Raw genomic sequence first — 12,136 nt, forward strand, 5'->3', positions numbered from 1 at the left:
CGCGCTGGCACCAGCCCTGCCCCTCTTCGACAGTCGCAACGCGATCAGGCGAGGTTCTGGCTAAAGAATGCCTCGAGCTTGTCGAAGGGGATGATGTCGACCTGGTCGTAGAGATCGACGTGATCGGCACCTTCGATGATCATCAGCTCCTTCGGCTCGGCAGCCGCGGCCACCGCGTCTTCGGAGAAGTAGCGCGAGTGCGCCTCGGAGCCGGCGATGACCAGCATCGGACGCGGGGAGATCTCGTCGATATAGGTCAGCAGCGGCATGTTCATGAAGGACAGCGGGTTGGTCACCGTCCAGCCGTCGTTCGAGTTCACTGACCGGGGGTGATAGCCACGCTCGGGGTCTTTGTAATAGGCATGATACATCTGGATCACCGGGTCATCGATCCCGTCGAGGCTGTCCGGCAGACCGCCCGCAAGTGCGGGGCTGTCAGAAGCAGCATCTTCCCAACGTTGGCGGCTCATCGCCTCAAGGCCCTCGGCGCGCTGTTCGTCGGTGAGGCTGTCGTAATAGCCCTTCGCCATCACGCGCGACATATCATACATCGAGGTCGTCGCGACGGCCTTCACCCGCTTGTCCGCAGCCACCGCGTTCAGCGCCATGCCGCCAAAGCCGCAGATGCCGATGATGCCGAGGCGTTCACGGTCGACCGCGTCATGCAGGCCGAGGAAGTCAATCGCGGCCATGAAGTCTTCGGTATTGATGTCCGGCGACGCGACCGAGCGCGGCTGGCCACCGCTTTCGCCCACGTAGGACGGATCGAAGGCCAGTGTCACGAAGCCACGCTCGGCCATGATCTGGGCGTAGAGACCGGCGGCCTGTTCCTTGACCGCGCCGAACGGCCCGGCCACGGCCAGCGCGGGCATCGCGCCATCGGGGCGTTCGGCGGGCATGTAGAGATCGCCGACCAGCGTGATGCCGTAGCGGTTGGTGAACTCGACCTTGGAATGCTCGACCGCATCGCTTTTGGGGAAGGTCTTGTCCCAGTCGCTGGTCTGCGCGCGCAGCGGGTTGCCAAAGGAGGCGGCGGCGACGGCGGCGGCGCTGACCCCGGCCATCTTCAGCAGGTTGCGGCGGCCTTCGTTGGGGGCGGCGGTTTCGGCGGAGGTCTGAGGTGTCTCGGTCATGCGTGATCCCTGTGATTGCTGTTGCTGCACCGAATGTGGGGCGTCGGAACTGCGCGATTAAGACCATAAATCCATATGCCGTAATGAGGGATTCTCATGAATGAGGCTGGGACCGAGGCGGCCCACTGACCCATATCGCACATCACTGCATGCAAGATTCCTGCATAATCGCGCGCGCGAGGACCCGCTAAGTAGAGACGAAAGACAGACAGACGGAGCAGACCTTGACGGATACCACCCTAGAGCAGACCGACAGTGCCCCCAGCGGCGCCTGGGGCGCGGTGCTGTCGATGTCGCTATGCGTGGCGATGCTGATCGCCTCGGAGTTCATGCCGGTCAGCCTGCTGACGCCGATGGCCGAAGGGCTTGGCGCGACGACCGGGCAGACCGGTCAGGCGATCTCGATCAGCGGCTTGTTCGCGGTGGCCACCAGCCTTGCGATCACGACGGTCGCGGGCCGGATCAACCGCAAGACGGTGCTGGTGGTGCTGACCGGGCTGATGCTGATCTCGCTGGTCGTGGTGGCGATGGCGCCCACCTTCGCGGTGCTGATGGCCGGCAGGGCGCTGCTGGGGGTCTGCGTCGGCGGGTTCTGGTCGCTGGCGACCTCGATCCTGATGCGGCTGGTGCCAGAGGTCGATGTGCCCCGCGCGCTTGGCCTGATGTATGGCGGACAGGCCATCGCGGCGGCCTTTGCCGCGCCTTTGGGCAGCTACCTTGGCGACATCGTCGGCTGGCGCGGCGTGTTCTGGGCGCTGACCCCGGTGGTGGCGCTGAACCTCGTCTGGCATCTGATCGCCCTGCCCTCTCTGCCGGTCGAGACGCGGGCCAGCTTCGGCACCTTCCTGACCCTGTTGCGCCGCCGCTATTTCCGGCGCGGGCTGGTGGCGATCACCTTCACCTGGGGCTCGGCCTTCACCATGTTCACCTATCTGCGGCCCTTCCTTGAACAGATCACGGGCGTGGGCGTCGATCTGCTGTCGGTGCTGCTGCTGGTGCTCGGGGCCGCAGGGTTCGTCGGTTCGTCCCTGTCAGGTCGCATGGTCGGTGGCCGGGTCGAACGAATGCTCTGCCTGCCCGCGCTGGTGATGGGCGGCTGCACGGCGGCGCTGCTGATCGCGGGCGGCTCGTTGATCGCGGCAGGCCTGCTGCTGGCGATCTGGGGCGCGATGAACACTGCCATGTCGGTGATCTGGATGAGTTGGATGTCCCGCAACGTCGATGACCTGCCCGAGGCGGCAGGCGGGCTGATGGTGGCGGTGATCCAGGCGTCGATCCTGCTGGGCGGCGTGATCGGAGGCTTCCTGCTGGACCTGATCTCGATCGAGGCCACCTTTGCCGGGAGCGTCCTGCTGGCCCTCGTCGCGCTTGCGATCACGGGAACGGGCCGTCACCTTCTGAAACCGAACACGGAGATCTGAGCCATGACGATCAAACCCAACCGTCGCGCCATCCTGGCCGGAGGGGCCGCCGCACTGATGATCCCCGCCATTGCCCGCGCGCAGTCGATGCGGATGCGGGTGAGCTTTGACGATCAGCAGGTGATCTATCGACTGGTCGACAACCCGACGGTACGCGACCTGATCTCGATGCTGCCGACCGAGCTGGAGATCCAGGATTTCTCCAACAATGAGAAGATCGTGCATCTGCCCCGCCGTCTCGACGAAGGCGGCTTCGAGCCGTTCAGCGACGAGACGCCGGGTGATCTGTGCTACTTCCTCGGCTGGGGCAACCTCGCGCTGTTCCATGGTGATTACACCTTCCGCGACGACCTGATCCGGCTGGGCCATATCGAAGGCGACGTGGCGCCCCTGCTGCACAAGGGCACCTATCCTGTCCGGATCGAGATGATCTGATCAGGGCCCATCGGTTCAGGGCAAAGGCACGCCGGTCATCTGAGCGAAACGCGCAAGCACCGCGTCCTGAAAATCGTGGTCTTCGACCTTCGGATCAGGGCGCTGCCTGCGCATGTGGTGCCAATAACCGCCCGCCTCTTCATCACCGGTGGCCAGCCAGCATTGGGTCACATGCGCCTGATCCAGCGGGTCGCTCGCCGATGCGCCGCCCATCCGCGTCGGCACCCAACCGGGATCGACCGTGTGGCAGGTGACCCCGTCCAGCCTGCGCGCGAACGCGGCGGACAGCGCCGTGACCAGCAGCTTGCTTTCGCCATAGGCGCTGCTGGAGGACCACGGGCGGCGCGTCCAGTCCATATCCTCCAGCACCTTGCCATGGCCCTGGTGCATCGAACTGCCGGTAAAGATCAGACGCGCGGGCCGCTCCACCAGCAGGCTGAGCATATAGGGCGCCAGCGCGTTGACCATCAGCACGCGCAACAGGCCGTCCGGCGTCTCATGGCGCTGCGCGTCGATGATGCCCGCGTTGTGGATGATCGCATCCATCCGGCCAATAGCATTCAGATCATCCGCCATGCGGCGCACCTCGGCACCATCCGCAAGATCCCCTGTCAGCACCTGAGCCTGATCCGCAAGCGCGCCAAAATCCTCCGCGCGCTTGGCGTTGCGCGCATGAAGGATCACCTCGTGCCCCTCCTCAAGCAGATGCTTAGCAGAATTCCGTCCCACGCCCGTGGTTGACCCCGTCACGAAAATTCTTGCCATCGCTTGCCTGCCTTTCTTGCCCATTGATCGAGAACTGGATGTAATCGCATTCGACCTATCGACAAATCACAAGAGGCAGCCCGTGCCCCGCGAAAACCTCAATGACCTTCGGGCCTTCATGGCCGTGGCGCAGGAAAGCAGCTTCACCCGCGCCGCCGCGCGTCTGGACGTGTCGCAATCCGCGCTGAGCCACACGATCCGCCAGCTTGAAGAGCGGCTCGGCCTGCGCCTGCTGACCCGCACCACGCGCGCCGTCTCGACTACCGAGGCCGGGCAGCGCCTTCTGGACGGGATCAGCCATCACATCGGCCAGATCGATGCCCAACTCGATGAAATCGGCGCCCTGCGCGAAACCCCCGCCGGCACGGTGCGCCTTGTCTCCTCCGAACTGGGCATCGCCCAAGTGCTCTGGCCAAAGCTGCAACCGCTGCTCCGCGCCAACCCCGATATCAAGGTGGAGATCACGCTGGACAACGGCTTCAACGACATCGTGGCCGAAGGCTTCGATGCCGGTGTGCGGCGGGGCGAACATCTGGCGAAGGACATGATCTCAGCCCGGATCGGTGAGCCCCTGCGCTACATTGTCGTCGCCACGCCGCAGGTCTTCGAGGCGCACCCGAAACCGCAGCATCCGCGCGATCTGGCGGAGCTGCCCTGCGTGAACTTCCACCTGCAATCGGCCAAGCGCAACTTCCCTTGGGAATTCCGCGAGGACGGGCATGATCTGCGGGTTAAGGTCGACGGCCAGTTGGCGTTCAACAACATCTTCCTGGTGCTCGACGCCGCGCTCGCCGGCTTCGGCTGCGCTTACATGTCGGCGGACCTTGCCGAACCGCATCTGAAGGCCGGTCGCCTGGTGCAAGTGCTGGACGACTACTGCCCGTTCTTCGACCCCTTCCATCTCTATTACCCGAACCGGCGCCAGCCATCGCCTGCGTTCCGCGCCGTTCTGGAGGCGCTGCGGCACAGGGGGTGACGCAGGCAGCTTCACGCGGGGCGTGATGCCGCCTTCAGCCCCGGCTGGACATCAAACATAAGCGAGATACCGGCCAGCCACGAGGACGCCGACCCAACTGGCGATTGAAACCGCCCCGGCGATCTTGGCGGGCCAGGGAGGAACCGCTGCCTGTTCCCAGTCATGGACGGATCGGTAGATGCCCAGATGAAAGATCAAGATGTTCACGCCAGAGATCGCGATAAGCCCCAGCTTCCAAGGCGCCGCCGCGCTAAAACCGACCGCGCGCGCGACGCCCGTGAACATCAACCCGCCACTGATCGCCGCCGCCGCGAAGCCGAACACACACAGCGGCAGCACGTTCCGGGTCACCATGGTCACTGGCACATGCCGACCGCCCAGCCCCATGAGACGCAGGTCGACGACGATGGCCCCGCCGACCAACAGGGCAATCCCCAGAATGTGGAGGCTTTCGAGCAGAGGGTAGGCTTGCGGTGCCATGCGGACCCAGACCGCAACTGGCGTGCGCTCCAGATCCGTAAGCGCGGCGACGACCCAGTCTGGCAAGGCTCAGTTCGCGGGTTCAGGTTGGCTGGGAAAGGCCGTCAGCTGCTGCCAGACGCCCTGACCGTCTTCCAGCCAGAACATCACGGGGCGCAGGTCATGCGCATCTTCGGCACCCAAATATCCCAGCACCTCGAGGGTTTCCCCCATTTCGATCGGCCGGTCGAGGCCCCAGCGGGACATCCAGCCGGGCCCTGCCAGGGTCAGGTGGATCTCTTGGTGTTCCCCCTCGTAGGGGCGAGCCGACGCCATCGTCGCCTCTCCCTCCGAGCGGTTGGCGCCCTGTGGCAGGGCACGCTCCCGGAACCCATCCGGCAGGTCTGTTTGGTCCACGGTGATCGTCACCTCGCTGTGCGGATTGCCCCAGCGAACATCTGTCACGGTGCCTTGGATGTAATAAGCGCGCGTGGTCTCGAAACTGCTCCACCCGTGATGGGCGGCCGCCGGAAGCGGCGTCAGAACCAAGGACTGCACCGCGACGGCCGCGGCAAGCGCAAGGGGTTTGAGGGATTTCATCATCAAGCTCTCCTGGTGTTTGTCGACTTACGGGCGTCACGGCGATGCTCTGGCACCAGCAACTCTGACCGTCTCGCATGGTGAACAGACTAACCGGAACGGTGCGCTGCACTATGCTGCGCAGGCCGTGAACGCTCATGACGAACGCTCATCAATCTGGCCGGAGAGCGCGCTTCTATCAGTCGTGGTGCCGGCCCGAGGCTCGGGCCGGCCAAGGGGCCAAGATCAAGCCTTCGACGCAGAGCGGTCGATCTGGTCCAGAACCTCGTGCAAGCCGACCGCATCGGCAAAGCTCGGCGCGGTGCGCGACCCGGATCGGATGTCGTTGGCCATGCGGGCATAGACCCCGGCCACGTTGCGCGCGCCGGGGAATTCGGGCTTGCCGTCATAGAGCGACGCATCGGGCATCTGCTCGGTCAGGTCCGTCTCGTCCCCACGCGCGCCCTTGATGGTCAGTTGCACCATCTGCGCGTGACCAAGACCGGCAGTGACCTGAATGTCACCCTCTGTGCCGTTGATTTCCCACAGGAAATTGGTACCGCGATTGGTGCCGCCACGGTAATGCAGCGACAGCGCCGCGCCGCTGGCCATCTGGCCCTGCACCATGACCTGATCGGGCGCGGTCTTGGGCCGTTCCTCGCCCGTGTCGGTGACCGTCACCGTATTATAGTTGAAGGTCTTGGTGGCGCTGAGCGGGCCGAAATCGCCCAGCACGTCGCGCACGGCGGCAAGGGTGTGGCCCATCGGAATGTCCTCCATGGTGCCGCCATTGGCCTTGTCGAACAGGTAGTAAAGCGCTGCCGAGGTCGTGTTCGCCCAGTTGCCGCCCGACCCGATGAGAGAGGTCGAGAGGACGCGCCCGACATAGCCATCGGCAATCAGGGTCTTCAGATGCTCCACCTCCAAAGCCGCACGCGCCTGCGTGCCGGCAACGGCGACAACGCCCTTCTCCTCGGCCAGCGCCGCGAGTTTGCGCGCCTCGTCCAGCCCGTTGCCAAGCGGCCATTCACAATAGACATGCTTGCCCGCGTTCAGGGCGAGGCTGACCAGTTCGAAATGGTAAGGCACCTTGACCGTGACGACGACGACATCGATCTGGTCCGAGGTGACGAGGTCGGCGGGCGTGTCGAAGGCTGTCAAACCATGCGCCTCGGCCGTGCGCTGACCGCTTTCGGGGGTGCTGTTGGCAACGCCGACGATCTCGAAATCATCGGTCAGTGTCTTCAGCGCCGGAAGATGCGCGCTGAAGGCCCAGTTGCTGTCAGGGTTGAGGCCGATGAACCCGACCTTGATGCGGTCTGCCATGATATGATCTCCGTGTCTTGCCTACGGGGCGCGCGCCCACGCAGGGTCTTTGGTGTCTGTTGTGACAGGGTGCGCCTGCCCGATCTGGACAGCCGTGGGAGGGCCGTGCCCCGAAAGGCCGCGCGCGCCATTTTGTGATAAGCACGCGCAACACCCTGTCTTGCGGAAAAAAGATATGCGTAGGATCTTCAGACACCATCATGCATTGTCTCGGAGACTTGCCTGATCCGATCAAACCGGCCGCACATTCCGGAGGCCCTAAGCAGGAGGCTCGATTGCCCGAGGACATCTCCGCACTGGCGGCGCGCGCTGCCGGGATCGTCGCGCAGCAGGACGCGGTCGACCTTCTCGACGGCGTGACCCTCTTGTCAGCCCGTTCGACCGACAGCCGCATGGCCATGTTCTATGAGCCGATGGCCGTGATCGTGCTGCAGGGCGCGATGGAGGTCACCATCGGGCAGGCCATTCTGGACTATGCGCCGGGCACCTGCTTTGTCGGCTCCATCGACCTGCCGGTGACGGGCCGCGTGACCCGGGCCAGCCGTGATGCGCCCTATCTCGCCATCCGTGTCGCCCTGCGGCGCGACGCCCTTGCGGACCTGCTGGCCGATGCGCCCCAGGTCGCGGCCGAACGGGGCAAATGCTATGCCTTCGGCCCGATCGCCGAGGGTCTTCCCGAGGTCTGCGCGCGCCTTCTTGCCCTGCACGATACCCCCGAGGACGCTGCGGTTCTGGGCCCGCTGATCCAGCGCGAGCTGCTTTATCGGCTGCTGCGCGGGCCGCAAGCCGCCGCCCTGCACCAGATCGTCGCCTCTGACCCCAAGCTGACGCAGGTGCGCCGGGCGCTGCACTGGATCCGCACCCATCTCGACGAAAGCGTTCCGGTGCAGGACATGGCCAATTGCGCCGGGATGAGCATCGCGTCCTTCCATCGCCATTTCCGCGCCGCAACCGGGATGAGCCCCCTGCAATACCAAAAGGCCCTGCGCCTTCAGGCCGCCCGACGCGCGATCCTGTCAGGCACGGAGATTGCCCGCGCGGCTTTTGCGGTCGGCTACGAAAGCCCCTCGCAGTTCAGCCGCGAATACGCCCGCATGTTTGGCTTGGCCCCTTCGAAGGATCTGAAACGCCTCATCGGACAGGACAGCGCGGCGGTCTGAGCCCCTCAGGCCGGGCCATCCGACGTGACGCCGGACAAGATCAGCCGAGCCGCCACGGGGAAGGATTTGAAGAAGGACTGGCCTTCGAACATGGGGCGCATGTTGAGGCAGCCCCTTTGCAGTGGTCCCCCCACGATGCGCGAAGTCCGGTAGGATTTCGGTGACCAGGAGGACTACGGAATGGCTGGAAAGCGAGAGAAGCCGGAAGACATTGTCACCAAGCTGCGCCAGTTCGAACGCCATACAGTTTTTCAAAAATGAAAATCCGTAACCCACACCAAGCCGACCCACTCAAAACGACAGAAACTGCGTCGCTTCATCGGCGGTCGCAGCATCACTGAAATCGGCCTCGTCCGGGATCCGGCCAAAGGCGATCTTGGCACCAACATAGCCGCCCGCGATCTCGTCTTGCACGCCCAGCGACAGCGCCTTGGCCCCGTGCGACTGGCGCAGGCTGTCCATCAGGTCGCTGACCTTTTCCCATTTCTGCCGCGTGGCATCATCCGCGCCCTCGTCCAGCGCCCCACCGAAAAGATCGCCGGTGATCTCTGCATCGGTCACCACGCCCTGCAGCGTCACGCTGACCATACGCGGCGAGAAACGAACGCTCTGGCGCGCCTCCGCCAGCCCCTTTGACAGACAGCGTGTGAAGGTGCGGTCGTCGCGCGCGGCTGGAAAACTATCGCGCCAGTGCCATTGGGCATCTTCGGCGCCCCTGCCCGTTCGAAAGCTCAGCACCAACTCGGTGGCCCGCAAGCCATCGCGGCGCAACCGCCGGGCCGCGCTGAGCAGCAATTGCCGGGCGCAGGCCTCGACCTGATCCGGGCTCCGCCCGTCGCGGGGCAGCACCCGTCCGTGACCATACATGCTTTTCTTGGTCTCCGGGCGCTCCGCATGGAGGCCATGAAGCTCGTTCCAGAACCGCTCGCCCTCGACATTCCCCCAGATCTTGCGCGCCTGCTTCGGGGCAAGGCGCCACAGACCGTCGATATCGCGCACCCCTGCCGCCGCCAGACGTGCTCCGATCCCTTTGGAGATGCCGGGCAAGTCGTTGAGCGGCAGGTGAGACAGGCAGCCCGGCAGCGCCTGCGCCTCGATCAACGCAAAGCCATCGGGCTTGTTCATCTCGGCGCCGACCTTGGCCAGCAGTTCGGTGGGCGCCATGCCGATGGAGCAGGTGAGTGCAGGACTGAACGCCTGAGCCAAAGCCACCTTGATGCGATCCGCCAGCGCCCTGCCCTGCGCGGCCTCGCTGGGCGACAGATGGCAGACAACCTCATCGATTGACCGGACAGCGGCCACCGGAAGGATGCTGCCGATGACGGTCAGGATGCGTTTGTGGAGCCGAACGTAGGCATCGTGGCGGGCAATCACCAAGATCATATCCGGGATCACCGCGCGGGCGTCACGAATTGAGGCGCCGGACTTCACACCGCGCGCCTTGGCCTCGCGACTGACGGCGATGCAGCTGGTATGCGGGCTATCCAGCGGCACGACGCCCAAAGGACGCCCGCGCAGGTCTGCGTTGAAATGCTGCTCGGCAGACGCGAAGAAGCTGTCAAAATCGAGATACAGGCGCTCGACCCTCGGTGCTGCACCGGTCTCGATTTCCCAAGGCTTCGACATCGCGGCTCCCTTTCAGCATCGAAGAATAGGTCAGCTTTCAGCACGCCCATTTCAAGGCCGACTCGATAGGGCTGAGGTTTCACTGCGCGGCAAAGTCACGACAGTGAAATCCGCATCGGCGTGCAAAGCCCGCGCCTGTCCAACGTTCGTCCCGGACGCTCACCATCCCACGCAGATAGACCAAATTATCATATGAGGAGGCGCTTCAAGGATTTATGCAAGCGGACCCGCCAGGGCCCGATTTTCAGCAAACGCCGCACTCATGCGTCGCAGGAACGCGCGCGTCTCTCTAAAGTGAACCATGAGAGATTTGACGAGGGCATCGACAATCAGGTCGACGCCCTCGCCCTGCATCAGTTCGACCCCAATGCTATCGCTTTTTGCATCAGCTGACTTACTGATGCAGTGTCTGGTTCAGGGTATGTTCCGTTCACTGGCCGTTCCATATCTCTACAGAAGGCCAGTTAGAGGATCATAACCCTTAAAAATCAGATACTTACCCGATGCGGTAGTTGGGGGATTCCCGGGTGATCTGAACATCGTGCACGTGGCTTTCGGAAAGCCCCGCGTTGGTGATGCGCACGAAATTGCAGTTCTTGCGCATCTCCTCGACCGTTGCGTTGCCCGTATAGCCCATGGCGGCGCGCAGCCCGCCGATCAACTGGTGAATCACCGCGCCAGCCGAGCCCTTGTAGGGCACCTGCCCCTCGATGCCCTCGGGCACCAGCTTGTCGCTCGCCGCGTCCTTCTGGAAGTAGCGGTCGGCCGAGCCGCGCGCCATGGCGCCAAGGCTGCCCATGCCGCGGTAGGCCTTGAACGAGCGGCCCTGATAGAGGATCACCTCGCCCGGGCTCTCGTCGGTGCCGGCGATCATGCTGCCGACCATGGCGCAGGAGGCGCCCGCGGCGATCGCCTTGGCGAAATCGCCCGAGAACTTGATGCCGCCGTCGGCGATCACCGGCACGTCGCCGGCGGCCTGCGAACAGTCCATCACCGCGGTCAGCTGCGGCACGCCAACACCCGCAACCATCCGGGTGGTGCAGATCGAGCCCGGCCCGATGCCCACTTTCACCGCATCGGCCCCGGCGTCGATCAGCGCTTTCGTTGCGTCTGCCGTGGCGACATTGCCGGCGATGACCTGCACGTGGTTCGACAGCGCCTTGGCGCGGGCAACCGCCTCGATCACCCCGGCGCTGTGCCCGTGCGCGGTGTCGATCACCACGATGTCGACCCCGGCGTCAACCAGCGCCTCGGTGCGCTCGAAGCCAGCCTCGCCGACGCCCGACGCCGCCGCGACCCGCAGACGGCCCAGGTCGTCCTTCGAGGCGGAGGGGTTGACCACGGCCTTCTCGGTGTCCTTGAGCGTCAGCAGGCCGGTGAGCTTGCCGCCTGCGTCGGTGACCAGCAGCTTCTCGATGCGTCGCGCACGCATCAGGCTGATCGCCTCTTCGCGGTCGGCGGGCTCTTGCAGGATCGCAAGGTTTTCCGAGGTCATCATCACCCGCACCGGCGTGTCGGGCTTCTGCGCGAAGCGCATGTCGCGGTTGGTGACGATGCCGACAACACGGTGGCTCTCATCGACCACCGGGAAGCCGGTGAACCCGTAGCGCTCGGTCAGCGCCTGCGCATCGGCCAGCGTCTGGTCGGGGGTCAGCGTCACCGGGTTGTAGACGATGCCACTCTCGAAACGCTTCACCCGGCGCACTTCCTGCGCCTGGCGTTCGACGTCGAGGTTTTTGTGGATCACCCCGATGCCACCGGCCTGCGCCATGGTGATCGCCATGCGCGCCTCTGTCACCGTGTCCATGGCGGACGAAAGCAGCGGGATATTGAGCGAGATGCTCTTGGTGACCTTGGTGCGCGTGTCGGCCGTGGACGGCAGAACGCTGGATGCTGCGGGAAGCAGCAGGACATCGTCGAAGGTGAAGGCCTCGCGAATCTCCATGGGGGCGGCTCCTTGGGAGGGTATCGGTTGGCACGTCCCTATTGCACGGATGTTGAGCGGGGAAAAGACCCCTCGCGATTTCGCGTGCTTGGAGGTGGGAGTTCGGGGGCGCTGCCCCCGCCCTGCGGGCTCCCCCGGGATATTTCCGTCTAGACGAAGAGCCAGAGCAGCGCTTCGACCAGCGCCAGCACCGCAAAGGGCAGCGACAGCACAAGCGCCAGCAGCAGCGCGGCGGCGCGGGTCGGGCGAACGCGGGGCGCGAGCGCCTTGGGACGGCGGTTGCTGCGGGCGGTATCCATCTGGCGATGTTA

12 protein-coding genes are annotated in these 12,136 nt (G+C 64.6%); 4 read left to right on the forward strand and 8 right to left on the reverse strand.

The genetic code is table 11. The annotated features are described in order from the left end of the window. Positions 1-44 precede the first annotated feature (44 nt). On the reverse strand, positions 45-1,133 hold the full coding sequence (locus ACXAJT_RS02080; protein WP_475232473.1) for an alpha/beta hydrolase: 1,089 nt from the start codon (positions 1,131-1,133) through the stop codon (positions 45-47). Positions 1,134-1,357: 224 nt separating this feature from the next. Here ACXAJT_RS02080 and ACXAJT_RS02085 point away from each other — a divergent pair, with 224 nt between their 5' ends. Both ACXAJT_RS02085 and ACXAJT_RS02090 read left to right on the forward strand, forming a co-directional pair. After that, positions 1,358-2,554 (forward strand): MFS transporter, encoded by a 1,197-nt coding sequence (locus tag ACXAJT_RS02085; protein WP_475232475.1) that lies wholly within the window; start codon positions 1,358-1,360, stop codon positions 2,552-2,554. A gap of 3 nt (positions 2,555-2,557) precedes the next feature. Continuing rightward, positions 2,558-2,989 carry a cyclophilin-like fold protein gene (locus ACXAJT_RS02090; RefSeq protein ID WP_475232477.1) on the forward strand — a complete coding sequence of 144 codons (432 nt, stop codon included), beginning with the start codon at positions 2,558-2,560 and terminating at the stop codon, positions 2,987-2,989. Between the two features lie 15 nt (positions 2,990-3,004). Here the strand turns inward: ACXAJT_RS02090 and ACXAJT_RS02095 are convergent, their stop codons facing one another. Then, positions 3,005-3,778, reverse strand: coding sequence for an SDR family NAD(P)-dependent oxidoreductase (locus ACXAJT_RS02095; RefSeq protein ID WP_475232479.1), 774 nt, complete (start codon positions 3,776-3,778; stop codon positions 3,005-3,007). 58 nt (positions 3,779-3,836) lie between these two features. Between ACXAJT_RS02095 and ACXAJT_RS02100 the strand changes: the two genes are divergently transcribed. Beyond that, complete coding sequence (locus ACXAJT_RS02100; protein WP_475232482.1) at positions 3,837-4,730, forward strand: LysR family transcriptional regulator; 894 nt, start codon at positions 3,837-3,839, stop codon at positions 4,728-4,730. Between the two features lie 51 nt (positions 4,731-4,781). Here ACXAJT_RS02100 and ACXAJT_RS02105 read toward each other — a convergent pair whose 3' ends face one another. From ACXAJT_RS02105 to ACXAJT_RS02115, 3 genes are all read right to left on the reverse strand, one after another. Further along, positions 4,782-5,276: a DUF6644 family protein gene (locus tag ACXAJT_RS02105; protein ID WP_475232484.1), complete on the reverse strand. Its 495-nt coding sequence runs from the start codon at positions 5,274-5,276 to the stop codon at positions 4,782-4,784. Positions 5,277-5,279: 3 nt separating this feature from the next. Continuing rightward, on the reverse strand, positions 5,280-5,792 hold the full coding sequence (locus tag ACXAJT_RS02110) for a DUF6152 family protein (RefSeq protein WP_475232486.1): 513 nt from the start codon (positions 5,790-5,792) through the stop codon (positions 5,280-5,282). 222 nt (positions 5,793-6,014) lie between these two features. Then, positions 6,015-7,094, reverse strand: coding sequence for a Gfo/Idh/MocA family protein (locus ACXAJT_RS02115; RefSeq protein ID WP_475232488.1), 1,080 nt, complete (start codon positions 7,092-7,094; stop codon positions 6,015-6,017). 275 nt (positions 7,095-7,369) lie between these two features. Between ACXAJT_RS02115 and ACXAJT_RS02120 the strand changes: the two genes are divergently transcribed. Continuing rightward, positions 7,370-8,254: an AraC family transcriptional regulator gene (locus tag ACXAJT_RS02120; protein WP_475232490.1), complete on the forward strand. Its 885-nt coding sequence runs from the start codon at positions 7,370-7,372 to the stop codon at positions 8,252-8,254. A 291-nt stretch (positions 8,255-8,545) separates the two neighbouring features. On the opposite strand, the gene ACXAJT_RS02125 is transcribed toward ACXAJT_RS02120, so the two are convergent. The 3 genes from ACXAJT_RS02125 to ACXAJT_RS02135 form a co-directional block, all read right to left on the reverse strand. Continuing rightward, positions 8,546-9,880 carry a Y-family DNA polymerase gene (locus ACXAJT_RS02125; RefSeq protein WP_475232492.1) on the reverse strand — a complete coding sequence of 445 codons (1,335 nt, stop codon included), beginning with the start codon at positions 9,878-9,880 and terminating at the stop codon, positions 8,546-8,548. Positions 9,881-10,376: 496 nt separating this feature from the next. Further along, positions 10,377-11,825 (reverse strand): IMP dehydrogenase, encoded by a 1,449-nt coding sequence (guaB, locus tag ACXAJT_RS02130; RefSeq protein WP_475232494.1) that lies wholly within the window; start codon positions 11,823-11,825, stop codon positions 10,377-10,379. A gap of 149 nt (positions 11,826-11,974) precedes the next feature. Next, positions 11,975-12,124, reverse strand: a complete 150-nt coding sequence (locus ACXAJT_RS02135; RefSeq protein WP_475232496.1) for a hypothetical protein — start codon at positions 12,122-12,124, stop codon at positions 11,975-11,977. Positions 12,125-12,136: the final 12 nt, after the last annotated feature.

It is taken from the genome of Salipiger sp. ABF4_146, from assembly GCF_056161345.1.

Bases quoted from the DNA above. Each gene is read 5' to 3' on its own strand.
- ACXAJT_RS02080 (WP_475232473.1), bottom strand. From the start codon at position 1,133: ATGACCGAGACACCTCAGACCTCCGCCGAAACCGCCGCCCCCAACGAA.
- ACXAJT_RS02090 (WP_475232477.1), top strand. From the start codon at position 2,558: ATGACGATCAAACCCAACCGTCGCGCCATCCTGGCCGGAGGGGCCGCC.
- ACXAJT_RS02095 (WP_475232479.1), bottom strand. From the start codon at position 3,778: ATGGGCAAGAAAGGCAGGCAAGCGATGGCAAGAATTTTCGTGACGGGG.
- ACXAJT_RS02110 (WP_475232486.1), bottom strand. From the start codon at position 5,792: ATGATGAAATCCCTCAAACCCCTTGCGCTTGCCGCGGCCGTCGCGGTG.
- ACXAJT_RS02115 (WP_475232488.1), bottom strand. From the start codon at position 7,094: ATGGCAGACCGCATCAAGGTCGGGTTCATCGGCCTCAACCCTGACAGC.
- ACXAJT_RS02125 (WP_475232492.1), bottom strand. From the start codon at position 9,880: ATGTCGAAGCCTTGGGAAATCGAGACCGGTGCAGCACCGAGGGTCGAG.
- guaB (WP_475232494.1), bottom strand. From the start codon at position 11,825: ATGGAGATTCGCGAGGCCTTCACCTTCGACGATGTCCTGCTGCTTCCC.
- ACXAJT_RS02135 (WP_475232496.1), bottom strand. From the start codon at position 12,124: ATGGATACCGCCCGCAGCAACCGCCGTCCCAAGGCGCTCGCGCCCCGC.